The following is a 17,684-nucleotide window of genomic DNA, read 5'->3' as shown; positions in this document are numbered from 1 at the left end:
AAGAATGTTCGTCGATCTCCGGGGCCATAGGGGTGACAAGATGGCGAAGCGGACCCTCGCCAGCTTTCCAGTTCCAGCGTAGAGGAGATAAGAATGGGCAAGAAAGTTGCGGAGATCATCGTAGAGGTACTCGAGCAGGCTGGCGTCAAGCGCTGCTATGGCATCGTCGGCGACACCCTCAACATGATCGCCGAACACCTCGATCGAAGTTCCATCGACTGGGTCGGTGTTCGTCACGAAGAAGCGGGCGCCTTCGCCGCAGGCGCTGAAGCGCTATACACCAACAACCTGACGGCGTGCGCCGGAAGCTGCGGCCCAGGCAGTCTGCACTTCATCAACGGCCTGTACGAGGCCAATCGCAATCGCGCTCCGGTTGTCCTGATCGCCAGTCAGGTAGCGATGAGCGAGATGGGCTTCGAGTTCATTCAAGAGGTAGATTTCAAGTCGGTCTTCAAGGAATGCTCGGTGTTCTGCGACATGATCCTGACGCCAGAACAGGCCCGCAGGAAAACCGCGATGGCCTGTCAGACCGCACTGGCCAGGCGCGGCGTTGCCGTGCTGATCGTGCCGGTAGACATTTCCCATGGCGAAGTGAAGGAGGACTTCCCTTATCGCGTGCACCACAGCCGTCCGACCATCCGGCCGAATGATGCGGAGATTGGAGCCATCGCGCAGGTTCTAAATACCGGCAAGAAAACTGCCATCTATGCGGGGTCCGGCTGCGAGCATGCGCTCGCCGAGATCATGACCGTCGCGGAAAAGCTCAAGGCACCGGTCGCTCACACCTCGCGCGCGAAGAACTGGCTCGAACCGGGCAATCCGTACAACATCGGCATGACGGGCATCCTGGGGAATGAAGCTGGCTATAACGCGGTGCTCGAATGTGACACGCTGCTGTTGCTCGGCGCGGACTTCGCGTGGCGCCAGTTCTATCCCGACGGGGCAAAGATCGTGCAGATCGACATCGACCCAACGCATCTGGGCCGGCGCCACCCCATCACGCTGGGCGCGGTAGGCGACATCCAGACCACGCTGCAGGCATTGCTACCGCATCTGGACCAGCGCGAGGACGCGTCATTCCAGGAGAAATACATCAAGCGCTATGCCGAAGCGATGGCAGCGGCAAGGAAGCCTCTCATCCCGGGGCACAACGACAGCATTCCCGGTTCGTACCTCGCGTCGATCATCGATAAGCACGCCGCCGAGGATGCGCTGATCTGCGCTGACGATGGCAGTCCGATCGTGTGGGCGCTGCGTCTGTTCGATGCCAACGGCAAACGCCAGATCTTCGGCAGTCTCCTGCACGGCACCATGGCGAGCGCCCTGCCCAGCGCGCTGGGCTTGCAAAAGGCATGCCCCGATCGCAAGATCATCGCCATGTGCGGCGACGGCGGCATTGCGATGCTGTTCGGCGAACTGCTCACCACGATCCAGGAAGAGGTGCCAATCAAGATCGTGGTGTTCGACAACAGCAAGCTTGGCTTCGTCGAGATCGAGCAGAAGGCCGAGGGCATGCTCGACACCTTCACGAAACTGAAGAACCCAGACTTCGGCAAGGTGGCGGAGGCCATCGGCCTCTGGGGAAAGACCGTGCGCAAGGCCTCCGAGCTGGACGCGTCCGTGCGGGAGTGGCTGTCGCAACCCGGCCCCGCGCTGCTTAACGTGATCGTCAATCCGCTGGAACTGGTCAAGCCACCCTTCCTGGAAGCCGGCCCCGTGATCGGTATGGCGATGTACTCCGTGCGCGCCATCCTCAACGGACGTGGCGCGGATGTACTGGAAATGGTGCGCGAGAACTTCCGCTGAAGACCCAAGCGTTTGACCCAGGCGTTGCTTCAAGTCAGCAACGTCTTGGGCTCAAGGTACGCGCTCATGCCCCATCGGCCCATCTCTCGCCCGAGCCCGGAATGCTTGAAGCCGCCAAACGGTGCGCGCGGCTCGTGGGCCAAGGTGTTGACAAGCACGGGGCTCGAATCGATCTGGTGTGCCACACGTTCGCGGCTTTCACGATTCTTGCCCGGCAACAGGGCACTCAGGCCATCGCTTCGTGCCCGCACGGTTGCGCGCGCTTGTCAGCCTGGTCCATGAGTTGCGTCTGGCTGAAGCGCAGTAGCGATTGGTAGCCCGTTGCCAGGGGACCAGTTCTCGTTGGCGACTTCGATCAGATTGATGAACACGTCGGCCGGCTTGACGCCGGAACCGGATTCGAGCCGTGCGACGAGATGGCGATAGAACCGCTGCTTGTCGCCGGTAGACCGGCCCGCTGTCAGCGTGATCTGGATGAGCAGAAGATTTGGCGAACGCACGAACGGATACGTCATGTTGGCGTGGAAGTTCGCATCCTCGTGTTCGCTGATGGTCATGAAGAACGCTTCCGGATGCACATCGAGCGATGTTTGCAGGGACTCGTGTATGGCTTCCAACACCGCGGCGCGGAACGCCGCGGGCTGGCCTTTGCGCATGGATACGTGGGTCATTGGCATGATCGATTCTCTTCGGTCGATGAAAGGGTGTGAGTCAGCCGGCAGCGGGCGTTGATCGCTGCTTCCGATTCCGGCTGATACGGTGGTCGCATCGGCAGGTTCGATTCGCCGCCCGGGAATGGCTCCAGCGCATAGCGCTCAGATCAGCGCCTCGATAAGCATCGGCCCGGGGCGCTGCATCGCGGAAGCGAACGCGGCGTCGAAGTCTGCTGCAGAGACCGTGCGGACCGCTTCCACGCCCATGCCTGTGGCCAGTGCCACCCAGTCGAGCGATGGATCTTGCAGATCGAACATCGACGCGGCACGCGCCCCGTCCTGTGACGCGCCAACACGCTTCAGTTCGTTGTTGAGGATCTTGTAGCCGCGGTTCGCGTAGATGACGTTGACAACGTTGATCTTCTCGCGAGCCTGCGTCCACAGCGACTGCACCGTGTACATGGCGCTGCCGTCGCCGAGCAGGTTGACGATCTTGCGGTCCGGGCAGGCGATGCCGGCACCGATCGACAGCGCCATCATGCTGCCGATGGCCCCGCCGGACAGCGTCAGGAAATCGTGCGGCGCGGCTGATTCGGTCAGACCGTAGTACGCCATCGCCATGCCCGATTCCTCGGTGACGATGGCCTGCTCGGGCAGGTGCCTGGCCACGCTGCGCATGATCGACTCGGGGGTCAGGGGGCCGCTGGCAGAAGGCTCCAGGTACTTGCGTACGCTGCGACCCGCGATCGAACCTTTTGCGCCGAGCGCGTCGGCCAGCGCTTCCAGCGCGCCGGTGCCGTCCTCGTGCGCATGGGAGAGCACCGCCAACCGGCATCCTTCCGGCGTCAGCCAGCTTGGTTTGTCAGGGTAGGCGAAGAAGCTGACGGGTGGCTGCGCGCCGACCAGCACGATCAATTCGGTGCCAGCCAGGAAATCCGCAACTTGCTCGGCAAAGTACGGCAGGCGTTCCACGGGCACGCGCCCGGCGCCACGCTGCAGGCGCGGGGCGAACGTATCGGAAAGAAGGCGGGCACCGGTCTTCGCAGCGATCTTGCCTGCGGCGTGCAGGGCCGGTTCCTGCAAAGCGTCACCGCGCAGCAGAAACGCCGTCTTCACGCCACGCTGGACGAGCGCGGCGATGTTCGCAATGGTGGCGCCGCTTACCGGCGCCCGACTCGGTAGCGGCAGTGGCGCTGCGACGGTATCGGCCTGGCCCCAGGCGGTATCCGCGGGCAGGATCAGTGTGGCCACCTGGCCGGGTGCCTCCATCGACGCTTGCACGGCGCGCGCGGCGTCGGCGCCAACCGTCAGCGCGCTTGCGGATGAGTGAATCCATTGCGATACCGGCCGCGCGAATCCCTGGATATCGGAAGTCAGCGGTGCCTCGTAGCGCGAATGGGACGCTGCATGGTCGCCAACAATGTTGACGATCGGGCTCGATGCCCGCCGCGCGTTGTGCAGGTTGGCCAGGCCATTGGCCAGGCCCGGACCCAGATGCAGCAGCGTGGCGGCGGGCTTTCCTGCCATGCGGCCGTAGCCGTCGGCGGCGCCAGTGACCACGCCTTCGAACAGGCCGAGGACGGGGCGCATGCTATCCACCGAATCGAGCGCCGCCACGAAATGCATCTCCGACGTGCCCGGATTGCCAAAACACACCTCCACGCCACACGCCACCAGCGAGCGCAACAGACTTTCCGCACCGTTCATGCTTGACACTCCGAAATCGAACCACCATCGAACCCTCGTCCGCCGCGGTTTCGTAGCGGGGCAACGAGGTTGTGCAACCGAGCACGGATCGATAGTAGAAACTTCGATTCGATGTAAAAATACAGTCAACTCGGAAACTCTGTTACGTCATGCGTAAGAATCTCGACTATGGATTGCTCCATGCGATGACAGCGTTTCTGCGGGTCGTCGATGCGGGCAGCTTTACGGCCGCCGCCGCCCAGATGGCGCTCACGACGGCGCAGGTCTCGCGGCTGGTTTCCGAGTTGGAAAAGCGCCTGCAGGCCAAGCTTCTGCAACGGACAACACGCAGGCTGGCGCTGACCAGCGTCGGCGAGCGGTATGCAGACCAGTGCCGGAGCATTCTCGACATGGTGGCCGAGGCGGAAAGCGGGGTGGGCGGCGCAAATGTCGAACCGGGCGGACGGCTCAGGGTGCGTTGCATGGCCGCGTTTGGCGAACGCTATGTGGTGCCGCTTGTGTCGAAGTACTGCGCGATGTATCCGAAGGTGACAGTGGAGTACGGCACGTCGCAATACGCCCCGGACCTGATTGCCGAAGGCGTGGACGCCAGCGTCTACCTGGCGCAACGGCTCCCCGATTCGAACCTGGTGGCGCAGGCCCTTGGGGAAACCTACGGTTTGCTGTGCGCGGCGCCAACCTATCTGAAGCGGCGCGGCACGCCGAAATCCGTCGAGGAACTGGCAGCCCATGCCTGTCTGCGCATCGCCAACCCGTCCACGACGCCTGATTGGACGCTGACGGACGGCACACGCAGCTTCACACTGTACGCGGGCGGCCCGCTGGTGGGTGACAACCCCGGCGTTGTCCTCCACGCGGCGAGCGGCGGGCTGGGCATTGCGCTGCTGCCGATCTTCTCGGCCGTGGACCACATCCGCAACGGCGAACTACGCGTCGTACTTCCCGCGTGGCGCTCCCCGGCTATCGGCGTCTACCTGATGATGCCGTCGCGGAAGTTCCTTGAGGCCAAAACGCGCGCGTGGATCGAATTGCTGAGGACCGAACTGCCGACTGCACTGCAGCGAGATGCGGGTCATCCCGCCACGGCGTCGAAGCCTAAACCGCGTCGATACCCGTCTCGCTGAACTGCTACGGCCGTAGCACGTCGGTGTGCGGCGAAGGGTTAGGCCGAACTTTGCTGCAGTTCGCTGACGAGCTTGGCGATGCGACGCTGCCGCGTATCGAGAGACTTGGCCTCCTCAATCGCAGCGATGTGCTTCCGTTTGAGCCCAAACGGCAACCTATTAAAGGCGGCTCTGGCGCCTTTATTTTTCCTCAGGGCCTCAGAAAGGTCTGTCGGTTCCGGCAGTGTTCTCGGCTCTTCGTCGAGTTCTATTAGAACGTCGACGAGGTCGCCCTCCGCGATACCGCTTTCTCGCCGGTTGGCCGCGCTGATACCCACCAAGCATTTGCCATTCATCACGGCGATTCTGCTTCGCCATCTGTGGCCGTTGATGGAGATGGCGACCGGTGGTCGCGCGCCCGCGCCGAACGACTCGATGCCATCCTTCGGAACTTCGACGGCCGTTGCGTTGCCCGAAGGGACGACCTTTGCCTGGAATTTGAGTTTCATGCGATCGGAGAACCGAAGATGTGGTGCGGCCCGACGCGGATGTGCGCGGCTATCGTACTCAAAGGAAGGCTCGATGACGCCCGAGCATAACCTGAAGAGGTGACCGCGTGCTGGCGCCTGCGAAGGATCAAGACGACATCCCGCCAGTCGAAGCCGGGGCAATCTAGTATTGACAGCTTCAAATCCCTGCCCCTGAACCGCCATTTACGTGAACCGACCAGCCGCCAATGTTCCCGGTGCGGTTCCGTTATCGTGCCGGATAAGCCTTCCCCAGATTCCACCGTGATTGCCAATGCTCGATGTACTGGCGTGAAATCTCCGGCATGTCTCGAATGACGACCACATTCTCGGAGTTGGATGTCTCGGCGGATGGCGCGAAGTTGAAGGAGCCCGTTTCAACCGTGTTGCCATCGACAATGATCGTCTTGTCGTGATGGATGTGGAAATGGTCATTGGTTCGCAATTCCACACCATTGCTGGTCACAAAGTCCATGGCCGCCAAGCTCGTCTTGCCCAGGTTGCGCTTCTTGTCGATTACCACGCGCACCTCCACGCCTCGATTCCTGGCATCAACCAGCGCCTGCATGATGTCAGGAGCTTGAAACGAGTAGGCGAGCATCTGAATGGAATGCTGCGCACTACCGATAGTCTTCAGGACAAGCTCTCGTGCCGAACCCTCTGGGGAGAAGCCGACCTGAATGCTGGGACCGGCATGGGCGAGAGATGAAATGCTGAGGAGGGTGGCCAGGGCGATGCTTCGGATTCTTGTCATGACGTTAGGGCCTTGGTCGGAGTGCATGGCGCTGGACCGGCTATGCGCCACGTACATCGACGCTCGCAGTGGTTGTTTCGGCGTCGGCGTGGCCGGTGGTCCCGCAATGGGAAGTTTCCTAGGTTCAATTCGGAGCTGGATGGTTGGATCCGCTCTTGCTGGTTGCTGAAATGAAGTTGTACCAACCAGTTAAGGAAGTTTGCCATGTTCGCCTATTTTGTTGTGTTCTTCGCGCTCTGGGGCGTCATGAGGCTGGCAGATCGTTGGGAGATCTAGGGGGCATTGACGACTCGGAACATTCAGGCGTGGCGGCTAATACGGGCCATCAATTGGTCGATGCAAGCCCGGTCAGCAGCGGTACGCGTGTTGGCGATGCGGGCCGCGTGACCGACGGGGCAGGGCCAAATCATTCGGAAGTGAGTCGATGCAATTTAGGAAAAATTCTATGTATCGATCGTAGTTCCTTGCCTTTACTGAACCTTGTCCAGTCCAGAGTTTTGGTGGCTGTATGAGCGGGAGCATCGATAAGTGATGCCCCGGCATTGATGGTCGAGGTTTGAAGTGAGTGAAGTTGAATTTGTGAACTGGTTGCGCGGTTTTGTGAACGCCCGAGGTGCAGTACCGCCTACCGCCGTCCAGTGGCGAGAGATCATGGCGCGCGTGTCGATTTGCGCTGTGGATCCACTGGGTCCAAAGCAACGCGAGGCTGTGGAGTTGTCTGAGGCCATTGGGCGCCTTCGCGTGGCGGCCACGCAGCAGGTTAGGGCGCTTGTGCCGTAGCCGTTGGCTGTTACGCGGCAGTGAAGGGGCGCTCATGTTCGTTCCTGTCTACTACGGTTTCTTCTGGGCGCTACCGGCCAAAATAGTAATCCCTGCTGATCACCGCTGAATCGTTGCGGTGATGTGTCGACATCAACCCGCCCTGTGCAAGCCTGGCGGGTTTTGCTCAGTCTCGGATGGTGCTTCTTGCTGCCGGAGATCTGCGGATGGACGCGGTTCCAATGCGAGACATCGCATGCCATGGTGGGTGAGGGATCGAGCTTTCTGCCAGTTACTGGTCCTGGGTAGACGGATTCCCGCCACGCGCCCTGTCACGCTCCCGCTCATAATCCTCATAGGGCGGAAGCGTCTGCCTTACCGTTCCCGGAGTCATAGGATTCACCGCGGCATCGTGGCTGCGGACACCTTCGTAGGTGCCGCGCCAAAGATCGAAGGATGAGCATCCTGCGCTGAAGGCTGCCGAGGCAAGGGCAAGAAGAGCTGAGATCAATCGGTTCATGCGACTAGGGACTGGAAATCTGATTGCGTCTACAAGTCTGGCGCATCGAGACATGCAGCCTATTGTCCCCATACGTTCAAAGCCGAAAAAAAAGCCCGCTGCGCGAAGCAGGCGGGCCGGGATGAATTATCGTGGGGTCAATCACGACAGTTTGAATTGTCTGATAATGTATCTTCGTCGTCTGCCCTACGTGCGAGGGGATTAACTCAAATGAGTTAGTTTTATCCCACTCATAGCCAAAAGGATTTGCATGAAGCACTTTCTGGTGATAGCAGAAGTGCGGATTTAGCCATCCAATGACTCGAGCGTGAACTTCGCGCCGCCGTCCTGCCCAAGCAATTCGACCAGTTTCGGCATGGCTTCCTGAAGCGCGGTCTTGAGCGTCCAGGGTGGATTGACGATGAACATGCCACTGCCATGCAGGCCCAGGCCACCCGCGACCGGGTGTTTGACGGTCAGTGAGACATGCAGCCAGCTCTTGAGCGGCAGGCGCTTCAATTGGGCCGGTAGCTGGGTCGATTCCCGTCGTTGCACCTCGGGATACCAGATTGCGTAGATGCCCGTGGCGAAGCGTTCCAGGCCAGCCTTGAGCGTATCGAGTGTGCGGGCGTAGTCTTGCTTGTCTTCGTAAGAAGGATCGATCAGCACCAGTGCGCGGCGGGGCGGGGGCGGCAGGATAGCCTTGATGCCGTTGAAGCCATCGCCGTCATAGAGCATGACCTTGCGTCCCGCGCCGCGGAAATTGTCGCGCAGTACCTGGATCTCGGTGCTGTGCAGTTCGAACAGGCGCAGGCGGTCCGCATCGCGCAGCATTTGCCACGCCAGCCACGGCGAGCCGGGATAGTGCTTGAGACTGCCGTCCTCGTTCAGCGCACGTACCTGTTCCAGGTAGGCGTCGAGCAGGGCGGGCATTGGTTGGCCATTCGCGGCGGCGCGCCAGAGCGGGCCAATGCCGGTCTCGAACTCCGACTTCTTCTGCGCGTAGGCGTGATCAAGGGCATAGAGCCCGGCGCCGGCGTGGGTGTCGATGTACCAGAACGCCTTGTCCTTCTGCGTCAGGTAGTCCAGCAACTGGACGACGACGGCGTGCTTGAGGATATCGGCATGATTGCCGGCGTGGAAGGCGTGACGATAACTGAGCATGGCGAGGGAATGACGGCGCGCAAACTTCGCGCAAATACGGCCTTGAAGGCATTTTCAGGGCGGTGCGCGGGGAGGGCGCTATGCTACCATCCGCCGCCATTTCCGGCCGTATGAATCCTTGCCATGACGCGCGTTCTCGAGCCCGCCGAGCCCATTCTGTCCAGTGACGGTACTCCCTATTCGCCCCGCTATGACGATGTCTATCACAGCGCGCGTGGAGGTCTGGCGCAGGCGCATCACGTGTTTCTCGGTGGCAATGGTCTGCCCGGAGGCTGGGCCGGGCGCGAGCAGTTTGTCATTGTCGAGACGGGGTTTGGGCAGGGCCTGAATTTCCTCGCCACCTGGCAGGCATGGCGTAGCGATCCGCAGCGTTGCCAACGGCTGCATTTCGTGTCGATTGAGAAGCATCCCTTCACGCGCGAAGGTCTGGCGCAATTACATGCACATGCTGGCCTGGGCGAGCTGCTGCCGTTAGCCGACCAATTGCAGCAACAATGGCCTGACGCGCTGCCCGGCTTGCACAGGCTGTCGTTCGAGGATGGGGCGGTCACGCTGACGCTGGCATTGGGCGACGTGGAAACGATGTTGCCGAAACTCGTGCTTGGCGCCGATGCGTTCTACCTCGATGGGTTTTCGCCATCGCGCAACGCCGACATGTGGTCCGACAGCGTGTTCCGCGGCCTGGCGCGTCTCGCTCGCATCGGTGCGACGCTCGCGACCTACACAGCGGCGGGATTCGTGAGGCGCGGGCTCAAGGCGGCCGGGTTCGAGGTGCACAAGGCGCCCGGATTTGGTGGCAAGCGGGACATGACCGTGGCGCGTTTCGCGCCAGTCTGGAAGAACCGTCGTCATGCGCCGCCCGAGGCAGCGCAATGGGCGGAGCGACACGCCATCGTCATCGGCGCGGGGCTGGCGGGCTGCGCCGTGACCGAACGCTTGACTGCGCGTGGGTGGCGCGTGACGTTGTTTGATGCCCACGACGGACCGGCGCGACAGACGTCGAGCCACCGTGCCGCGGCGATGCATGCGCATGTGTCCGCCGACGACAGCTTCCTTTCGCGACTGTCCCGTGCAGGCAACCTCCATGCGTTGCGCGCGTGGGGCGCCTTGGAGGCGGCTGGCTATCCCGCGGGATGGCACGGCACTGGAGTCCTGCAACTCGGCGAGGATGATGCTGAGAGCGCGGCGCAGCAGGCCGCGCTTGCGGAGCTTAGGTTTCCGGAGTCATTTGTGCGCTGGATGTCGCCGCAAGAGGCTGCGGAGCAGCATGGCGCAGCGGTTCCGAGAGGCGGCTTGTGGTTTCCGAAGGGAGGCTGGGTAGCGCCGCCCGACATATGCCGCGCGCAGCTTGCGAAAGCTGGTGCGGCTGTGGATGCGCGATTCAATTGCCGCGTGGCGGCGATCAGCCAGATCGGCGATGCGTGGCAGGCGCTTGCCGATGGCGGTGGCGTATTGGCCGCCGCGCCGGTTCTTGTGCTCGCCAATGCCTACGAAGCCGATCGGCTGACCTCGGGCCAGTTCCTGGCGCTGCGCCGGGTACGTGGCCAACTGACGGATCTGGCGCCCGCGCAGGCAGAGGCGCTGGGTGGCTGGCCTGATTGCGTCGTGACCGGCGGTGGTTACCTATTGCCGCGTGACGCGGCGGGCGGAGCAAGGATGGGCTCGAGTTATGAAGAGGACGAAGGGCCGCTGGTCGAGCGTCCGGAAGTGCACGCTGCCAACCTCGATCGTCTGGCGTCGCTGCTGCCGGACCGGGCGTCACAAATCGCGCAGATCGACCCCGCCACGCTGCAGGGTTACGTCGGCGTGCGCACGGTCACGTACAACCGCCTTCCACTCGTCGGGCGCATCGCCGACGATGCGCAGGCACTGTCCCATGCCGGTGCGTTGCGTGGCGCGCATTTGCGCGATCTGCCACGGCTTCCCGGTCTGTATGCGGCCCTTGCGTATGCGTCGCGAGGCCTCACATGGGCTGCCTTGTGCGCGGAACTGATCGCCAGCCAGATCGAGGGTGAGCCACTGCCGCTCGAGGCCGACCTGGCAGATGCGATTGATCCCGCACGGCTCCTGCTACGCGCGCTCCGACACGGTCAAGCGCAGGCGCCCGAATCGGTGGGTCCTGGGGTGGATACGGCCGGCTAGGGTAAAAACTGCCGGAAGCGAATCAAAACCGTGCGATAATCCCCGTTTTCCGTTTGCACGGAGACCCCCGCTCGTCGGCGCCAGTCGCGGGTGGACCGAGATGCAGGCGGTTGCGCTGACAACAACATTTCTGGATTGGATTAACGACCATGTCGAACGTCATTGAAAACCTCGGCAAGCTGGACCGCAAGGTGACCCTGGCTATTCCCAAGGCCGAAGTGCAGAAGGAAACCCAGGAACGCCTGGCTCGTCTGTCGAAGACCGTGAAGATGTCCGGCTTCCGCCCGGGCAAGGTGCCGATGAAGATGGTCGAGAAGCAATATGGCCAGCAAGTCGAGTTCGAAGTGCGCTTCGACAAGGCTGCCCGCAAGTTCTTCGACATCACCCAGGCCCAGGAAGTGAAGGTGGCCGGTCAGCCGAAGTTCGACATCAAGACCGAAGGCGTGGCTGACGACGAACTGGCTTTCGAAGCCACGTTCGAGGTGTATCCGGAGGTCAAGATTGGCGACCTCGCGTCGGCCGAAGTGACCCGCACCCAGACCGAAATCGGCGATGCCGAGATTGACAAGACCGTTGACATCCTGCGCAAGCAGCGCGTGCACTTCCACGGTCGTGGCGATGCGGGTGCCCACGGTGACGGTGGCGCCGATGTGGCTGCCCAGAACGGCGACCGCGTGACGCTGGACTTCGTCGGCAAGATCGACGGCGTCGAGTTCGCTGGCGGCAAGGCCGAGGACTTCGTGTACGTGCTGGGCGAAGGCCGCATGCTGCCGGAGTTCGAAACGGCCACGCTGGGCCTGAAGGTGGGCGAAAGCAAGTCGTTCCCGCTGACGTTCCCGGCCGATTACCACGGCAAGGAAGTGGCCGGCAAGACCGCTGAATTCACGGTCACGCTGAAGAAGGTCGAGTGGGCGCACCTGCCGGAAGTGGACGACGCATTCGCCAAGTCGCTCGGCATCGCTGACGGCAGCGTGGAAAAGATGCGCGCCGACATCCGCGAAAACCTCGAGCGCGAAGTCAAGCGCCGCACGCACTCCATGCTGAAGGATCAGGTCATGGAAGCGCTGCTGAAGGTTAGCGAACTGGACGTGCCGAAGGCGCTGGTCGAGCAGGATCAGGAGCGCCTGGTGGAAATGGCCCGTCGCGACCTCGAGCAACGTGGCGTGCCGAACGCCAAGGACATGCCGATTCCGGCCGAGATGTTCACCCAACAGGCCGAGCGCCGCGTGAAGCTGGGCCTGATCCTGGCTGAGATCGTCAAGGCCAACGGCCTGGAAGCCAAGCCGGACCAGATCAAGGCCGAAATCGAGGACTTCGCGAAGAGCTACGAAGACCCGAAGGAAGTCATGCGCTGGTACTACGGTGACCAGCAACGTCTGGCCGAGATGGAAGCCTACGTCCTCGAAAACAACGTGGTAAATTTCGTGTGCGACAAGGCCAAGGTCGCGGACAAGACGGTGTCGTTCGAAGAACTCACCGCCGCGCCCGCACAAGCCTGAGGTTGGGCATAAGCCGGAAGCCGCGCGAGTATGGCGCGGCGCTGGCTTGCGTCAATCGGCCTCGCGCGCTGGCCGATTGACGCCATTCCTGAATATCTGGAGAACCTGCATGACCCGCAATGATTTGCTTGATCGTCTCGCCACCACGCAGGCTTCTGCTCTGGAGACCCAGGGTCTTGGTCTGGTGCCGATGGTCGTCGAGCAGTCCGGCCGGGGCGAGCGCGCGTACGACATCTACTCGCGCCTGCTCAAGGAACGTGTCGTCTTCATGGTCGGCGAAGTGAACGACCAGACTGCCAACCTGGTGGTGGCCCAGCTTCTGTTCCTCGAAAGCGAGAATCCTGATAAGGACGTGTCGCTGTACATCAATTCGCCCGGCGGTTCGGTTTCGGCCGGTCTGGCAATCTATGACACGATGCAGTTCATCAAGCCCGATGTGCAAACGCTGTGCATGGGCATGGCGGCCAGCATGGGTGCATTCCTGCTCGCAGCCGGCGCCAAGGGCAAGCGCAGCGCGCTGCCGAACTCCCGAATCATGATTCACCAGCCGTTGGGCGGTGCGCGTGGCCAGGCTTCGGACATCGAAATCCAGGCACGCGAGATCCTGTATCTGCGCGAGCGCCTGAACAGCATCCTTTCTGAGGTGACCGGCCAGCCAGTGGAGAAGATCGCGCGCGATACTGACCGCGACAACTTCATGAGCGGCGACCAGGCCGTGGATTACGGTCTGATCGACAAGGTGATTACCCGTCGTAGTTGAGACGGATCGGCCGGTGTGCCGGCAGGCCATTCCGGGCGCGATCCAGAAAGGATTGCCCCGGGGTGGCGCCCGGTAATGCCGGGCGTGTGCTGTACGAATCCGCTCGCCGTAAATGGCGAAGGCTACACCGGAACGAGGCTGTATGCCTCGTTTTTGCGTTTTGCCCCACATGGAGGGGTTGCCGCCGACTGTGCCAATTGTTTTGGCGTATGATGCGTTTAATGCGTTTCCCACCCGGTCTCCCGCCCGGTGGGAACACACTGCTAATGTGACTGATTCCTATGGCGGACAAAAAAGGTTCATCCAGCGAGAAGCTTCTCTACTGCTCCTTCTGCGGCAAGAGCCAGCATGAGGTGAAGAAGCTGATCGCCGGCCCGTCGGTGTTCATTTGCGACGAATGCATCGACCTGTGCAACGAGATCATCCGTGACGAGGCCGCCGCGACCGACAAGGACGCCACGGCCGCCACGCGATCGGATCTGCCCACGCCCCACGAGATCCGCGAGAGCCTCGACCAGTACGTGATCGGGCAGGATCAGGCCAAGAAAATTCTGGCCGTCGCGGTCTACAACCACTACAAGCGCCTCAAGCATCTCGGCAAGAAGGACGATGTCGAGCTTTCGAAGAGCAATATTCTGCTGATAGGGCCGACTGGCTCCGGCAAGACGTTGCTTGCCCAGACGCTGGCCCGCCTGCTCAACGTGCCGTTCGTGATTGCGGACGCGACGACGCTGACGGAAGCCGGCTACGTGGGCGAGGATGTCGAGAACATCATCCAGAAGCTGCTGCAGAACTGCAATTACGAGGTGGAGAAGGCGCAGCGCGGCATCGTCTACATCGACGAAATCGACAAGATCTCGCGCAAGTCCGACAACCCGTCGATCACCCGCGATGTCTCCGGCGAGGGTGTGCAGCAGGCGCTGCTGAAGCTGATCGAGGGCACGATGGCCTCGGTGCCGCCGCAAGGTGGCCGGAAGCATCCGAATCAGGACTTCCTGCAGGTGGATACCACCAACATCCTGTTTATCTGCGGCGGCGCGTTTGACGGCCTGGAGAAGGTCATTATGCAGCGCTCGGACAAGACCGGCATCGGTTTTGCCGCCCAGGTGCAGAGCAAGGAAGAGCGGGAAGTCAGCGAAGTGCTGCCGCAGACCGAGCCTGAGGATCTGATCAAGTTCGGCCTGATTCCGGAACTGATCGGTCGTCTGCCGGTGGTGGCCACGCTTGCCAAGCTGGATGAGGCCGCACTGATGCAGATTCTGATCGAGCCGAAGAACGCGCTGGTCAAGCAGTATCAGAAGCTGCTGGCCATGGAAGGCGTGGAGCTGGAAATCCGCCCGGCCGCACTGTCCGCGATCGCTCGCAAGGCCATTCGCCGCAAGACCGGTGCACGCGGCTTGCGTTCGATCCTTGAACAATCGCTGATGGACGTCATGTATGACCTGCCCAACTACAAGGGCGTCCAGAAGGTCGTGATCGACGAGAACACGATTACTGGCGACGCGGCGCCGCTCCTTGTGTATGAGGAGCAGCAGCCCAAGGTGGCGGGGTCCAACTGACGATCGCGCCGCACATGGGTGGCTTCGACCACACCGGCAAATTTCAAGCGGCCGTTCGCAGCGAAGCGAACGGCTTTTTTTCTTCAATTCCACAAACGAACGGGAGCAAACGCGGGTATGCTGTTTCACTGGGGGTCGCAAGTGCAGTTTGCAGCATGTTTTTCTGCGTACAGATTCGATGATGGGCATCTTGCAATCGAATTCCGCGACCCTATTTACGCCTTAAATGACTGACTGGGGAAAATGATGTCCGGAACACAACTCCTCCCGGCTGAGCCGATTCGCCTCCCACTGTTGCCGCTGCGCGACGTGGTGGTGTTTCCGCACATGGTGATCCCGCTGTTCGTGGGACGCCCGAAGTCCATCAAGGCGCTTGAGACTGCGATGGAGGCGGGCAAGAGCATCATGCTCGTGGCCCAGAAGACTGCGGCCAAGGATGAGCCCACCGCGGATGACCTGTACGAGGTCGGCTGCATCGCCAATATCCTGCAAATGCTGAAGCTGCCCGACGGCACCGTGAAGGTGCTGGTGGAAGGTACGCAGCGTGCAAATATCACCGAGGTGAGCGAGGACGATTCGCACTTCATGTGCGAAGCCGTGCCTGTGCCCCCCGCACCGGTTGAATCGGCCGAAACCGAGGCCCTGCGCCGCGCAATCGTGTCGCAGTTCGACCAGTACGTGAAGCTGAACAAGAAGATCCCTCCCGAGATCCTGACGTCGCTGTCCGGTATCGATGAGGCCGGTCGATTGGCCGATACGATCGCCGCGCATCTGCCGATCAAGCTCGAGCAGAAGCAGAAGATCCTTGAAATGGTCAAGGTGACCGAGCGTCTCGAGAGCCTGCTGTCGCAGCTCGAGGGCGAGATCGACATCCTGCAGGTGGAAAAGCGCATCCGTGGCCGCGTCAAGCGCCAGATGGAAAAAAGCCAGCGCGAGTACTACCTGAACGAGCAGGTCAAGGCGATCCAGAAGGAGCTGGGCGAGGGGGAGGAAGGCGCTGATCTGGAAGAACTGGACAAGCGCATCAAGGCCGCCCGCATGCCCAAGGAGGCCAAGAAGAAGGCCGACGCCGAGTTCAAGAAGCTCAAGCTGATGTCGCCGATGTCGGCCGAGGCCACCGTCGTGCGCAACTATATCGACACGCTGGTCAGCCTGCCGTGGCGCAAGAAGAGCAAGGTCAACAACGACCTGGCCAACGCTGAGCGCGTTCTCGACGAAGACCACTATGGTCTCGAGAAGGTCAAGGAACGGATTCTCGAGTACCTTGCCGTGCAACAGCGCGTGGACAAGGTGAAGGCGCCGATCCTGTGCCTGGTCGGACCTCCGGGTGTCGGCAAGACCTCGCTTGGCCAGTCGGTCGCGCGTGCCACGAACCGCAAGTTCGTGCGTATGGCGCTGGGTGGTGTGCGTGACGAGGCCGAGATCCGCGGTCACCGTCGTACGTACATTGGATCGATGCCGGGCAAGATCCTGCAGAGCCTGTCGAAGGTCGGCGTGCGTAATCCGCTGTTCCTGCTCGACGAGATCGACAAGATGGGCATGGATTTCCGTGGCGATCCTTCGTCGGCGCTGCTCGAGGTGCTGGACCCGGAACAGAATCACACGTTCCAGGACCACTACATCGAGGTGGACTTCGATCTGTCGGATGTGATGTTCGTGGCGACGTCGAACTCGCTGAACATTCCGCCGCCGCTGCTGGACCGGATGGAAGTGATCCGCCTGTCGGGCTATACGGAGGACGAGAAGATCAACATCGCCACGCGTTATCTGTTGCCCAAGCAGATCCGTAACAATGGCCTGAAGCAGGGCGAGATCGAGGTGGCCGAAGCGGCAATCCGCGACATCATCCGCTACTACACGCGAGAAGCCGGTGTGCGCTCGCTGGAACGCGAAGTGTCGAAGATCGCTCGCAAGGTTGTGAAGATGCTGCTCCTGAAGAAGGAGTCCACGGCGGTGAAGGTGGATTCCGAGAACCTGGACAAATTCCTCGGCGTGCGCAAGTACGACTTCGGTTTAGCCGGCAAGGAAAACCAGGTGGGTCAGGTGACGGGTCTGGCGTGGACGGAAGTCGGCGGCGACCTGCTGACGATCGAAGCCGCGATCATGCCTGGCAAGGGCAACATCACGCGCACCGGTTCGCTCGGCGATGTGATGAAGGAGTCCGTCGAAGCCGCGCGTTCGGTGGTGCGTTCGCGGGCGCGTCGTCTGGGTATCGCGGATGAGATGTTTGAGAAGCGCGACATCCACATCCACGTGCCCGAGGGCGCCACGCCGAAGGATGGTCCGTCGGCCGGTATCGCGATGACGACCGCGCTGGTATCGGTGCTGACTGGCATCCCGGTGCGTGCCGATGTGGCGATGACGGGTGAAATCACGCTGCGCGGAGAGGTGCTGCCGATCGGCGGTCTCAAGGAAAAGCTGCTGGCTGCCCATCGCGGCGGTATCAAGCTGGTGCTGATCCCCGAAGAGAACGTCAAGGATCTGGCTGACATTCCGGACAACGTGAAGAACGCCATCGAGATCATGCCGGTGCGCTGGATCGACCGGGTGCTGGAGCTGGCGCTCGAGCGAAAGCCCGAGCCGCTGCCTGAGGAAGATGCCAAGCCCGCCGAGGTGGCGGACAAGGCTGCGTCCCAGGTGGAGCGTATCCATCACTGATCGACGCACGCGTCAGTCTGAGATGTAGTTGGGAACGCCGCAGGGTCAAACCTGCGGCGTTTTTGTTTGCGCGCCGCCTGCTGCGGCGTGTGCC

Annotated in this window: 13 protein-coding genes; 7 read left to right on the top strand and 6 right to left on the bottom strand. The window is 61.7% G+C overall.

Translation table 11 applies throughout. The features are described from left to right. Positions 1-93: 93 nt before the first annotated feature. Complete coding sequence (locus tag K6G35_RS08620) at positions 94-1,806, top strand: thiamine pyrophosphate-dependent enzyme (protein WP_495675559.1); 1,713 nt, start codon at positions 94-96, stop codon at positions 1,804-1,806. 29 nt (positions 1,807-1,835) lie between these two features. Here K6G35_RS08620 and K6G35_RS08615 read toward each other — a convergent pair whose 3' ends face one another. The 3 genes from K6G35_RS08615 to K6G35_RS08605 all read right to left on the bottom strand — a co-directional run bounded on the left by K6G35_RS08615 (position 1,836) and on the right by K6G35_RS08605 (position 4,166). Beyond that, positions 1,836-1,991 (bottom strand): aldehyde dehydrogenase family protein, encoded by a 156-nt coding sequence (locus K6G35_RS08615; RefSeq protein ID WP_411860083.1) that lies wholly within the window; start codon positions 1,989-1,991, stop codon positions 1,836-1,838. A gap of 81 nt (positions 1,992-2,072) precedes the next feature. Beyond that, complete coding sequence (locus tag K6G35_RS08610) at positions 2,073-2,483, bottom strand: tautomerase family protein (RefSeq protein ID WP_035882630.1); 411 nt, start codon at positions 2,481-2,483, stop codon at positions 2,073-2,075. A 138-nt stretch (positions 2,484-2,621) separates the two neighbouring features. Further along, on the bottom strand, positions 2,622-4,166 hold the full coding sequence (locus K6G35_RS08605) for an acetolactate synthase large subunit (protein ID WP_035882631.1): 1,545 nt from the start codon (positions 4,164-4,166) through the stop codon (positions 2,622-2,624). A gap of 149 nt (positions 4,167-4,315) precedes the next feature. Here K6G35_RS08605 and K6G35_RS08600 point away from each other — a divergent pair, with 149 nt between their 5' ends. Beyond that, a complete protein-coding gene (locus K6G35_RS08600; RefSeq protein ID WP_495675558.1) occupies positions 4,316-5,290 on the top strand; it encodes a LysR family transcriptional regulator in 975 nt (324 codons plus the stop codon). A gap of 38 nt (positions 5,291-5,328) precedes the next feature. On the opposite strand, the gene K6G35_RS08595 is transcribed toward K6G35_RS08600, so the two are convergent. From K6G35_RS08595 to K6G35_RS08585, 3 genes are all read right to left on the bottom strand, one after another. Further along, on the bottom strand, positions 5,329-5,778 hold the full coding sequence (locus tag K6G35_RS08595) for a YdeI/OmpD-associated family protein (protein ID WP_008651656.1): 450 nt from the start codon (positions 5,776-5,778) through the stop codon (positions 5,329-5,331). Between the two features lie 247 nt (positions 5,779-6,025). Further along, positions 6,026-6,550 (bottom strand): phospholipase D family nuclease, encoded by a 525-nt coding sequence (locus K6G35_RS08590; protein WP_040011307.1) that lies wholly within the window; start codon positions 6,548-6,550, stop codon positions 6,026-6,028. A 1,564-nt stretch (positions 6,551-8,114) separates the two neighbouring features. Beyond that, entirely contained in the window at positions 8,115-8,972 is an 858-nt protein-coding gene (locus K6G35_RS08585; RefSeq protein ID WP_008651658.1) for a 23S rRNA (adenine(2030)-N(6))-methyltransferase RlmJ, read from the bottom strand. Positions 8,973-9,095: 123 nt separating this feature from the next. Between K6G35_RS08585 and mnmC the strand changes: the two genes are divergently transcribed. The 5 genes from mnmC (at position 9,096) to lon (ending at position 17,590) form a co-directional block, all read left to right on the top strand. Beyond that, on the top strand, positions 9,096-11,114 hold the full coding sequence (gene mnmC / locus K6G35_RS08580; protein WP_495675557.1) for a bifunctional tRNA (5-methylaminomethyl-2-thiouridine)(34)-methyltransferase MnmC2/FAD-dependent 5-carboxymethylaminomethyl-2-thiouridine(34) oxidoreductase MnmC1: 2,019 nt from the start codon (positions 9,096-9,098) through the stop codon (positions 11,112-11,114). Positions 11,115-11,263: 149 nt separating this feature from the next. Then, on the top strand, positions 11,264-12,613 hold the full coding sequence (gene tig / locus K6G35_RS08575) for a trigger factor (protein ID WP_495675556.1): 1,350 nt from the start codon (positions 11,264-11,266) through the stop codon (positions 12,611-12,613). Positions 12,614-12,722: 109 nt separating this feature from the next. Next, the gene (gene clpP / locus K6G35_RS08570) at positions 12,723-13,373 is read left to right on the top strand and encodes an ATP-dependent Clp endopeptidase proteolytic subunit ClpP (RefSeq protein WP_008651661.1); all 651 of its coding nucleotides are present in this window, start codon (positions 12,723-12,725) and stop codon (positions 13,371-13,373) included. A 281-nt stretch (positions 13,374-13,654) separates the two neighbouring features. Next, complete coding sequence (gene clpX / locus K6G35_RS08565; RefSeq protein WP_008651663.1) at positions 13,655-14,932, top strand: ATP-dependent Clp protease ATP-binding subunit ClpX; 1,278 nt, start codon at positions 13,655-13,657, stop codon at positions 14,930-14,932. A 246-nt stretch (positions 14,933-15,178) separates the two neighbouring features. Further along, positions 15,179-17,590 (top strand): endopeptidase La, encoded by a 2,412-nt coding sequence (lon, locus tag K6G35_RS08560; protein ID WP_008651665.1) that lies wholly within the window; start codon positions 15,179-15,181, stop codon positions 17,588-17,590. The last annotated feature ends 94 nt before the right edge of the window (positions 17,591-17,684 follow it).

The sequence above is a fragment of the Cupriavidus sp. HY129 genome (assembly GCF_059492215.1).
The sequence above is the reverse complement of the archived record's forward strand: the minus strand, read 5'-3'. Positions and strand labels throughout refer to the sequence as shown.

Bases quoted from the DNA above. Each gene is read 5' to 3' on its own strand.
- K6G35_RS08595 (WP_008651656.1), bottom strand. From the start codon at position 5,778: ATGAAACTCAAATTCCAGGCAAAGGTCGTCCCTTCGGGCAACGCAACG.
- K6G35_RS08590 (WP_040011307.1), bottom strand. From the start codon at position 6,550: ATGACAAGAATCCGAAGCATCGCCCTGGCCACCCTCCTCAGCATTTCA.
- K6G35_RS08585 (WP_008651658.1), bottom strand. From the start codon at position 8,972: ATGCTCAGTTATCGTCACGCCTTCCACGCCGGCAATCATGCCGATATC.
- clpX (WP_008651663.1), top strand. From the start codon at position 13,655: ATGGCGGACAAAAAAGGTTCATCCAGCGAGAAGCTTCTCTACTGCTCC.
- mnmC (WP_495675557.1), top strand. From the start codon at position 9,096: ATGACGCGCGTTCTCGAGCCCGCCGAGCCCATTCTGTCCAGTGACGGT.
- K6G35_RS08605 (WP_035882631.1), bottom strand. From the start codon at position 4,166: ATGAACGGTGCGGAAAGTCTGTTGCGCTCGCTGGTGGCGTGTGGCGTG.
- K6G35_RS08610 (WP_035882630.1), bottom strand. From the start codon at position 2,483: ATGCCAATGACCCACGTATCCATGCGCAAAGGCCAGCCCGCGGCGTTC.
- K6G35_RS08620 (WP_495675559.1), top strand. From the start codon at position 94: ATGGGCAAGAAAGTTGCGGAGATCATCGTAGAGGTACTCGAGCAGGCT.
- tig (WP_495675556.1), top strand. From the start codon at position 11,264: ATGTCGAACGTCATTGAAAACCTCGGCAAGCTGGACCGCAAGGTGACC.
- K6G35_RS08600 (WP_495675558.1), top strand. From the start codon at position 4,316: ATGCGTAAGAATCTCGACTATGGATTGCTCCATGCGATGACAGCGTTT.
- lon (WP_008651665.1), top strand. From the start codon at position 15,179: ATGTCCGGAACACAACTCCTCCCGGCTGAGCCGATTCGCCTCCCACTG.
- clpP (WP_008651661.1), top strand. From the start codon at position 12,723: ATGACCCGCAATGATTTGCTTGATCGTCTCGCCACCACGCAGGCTTCT.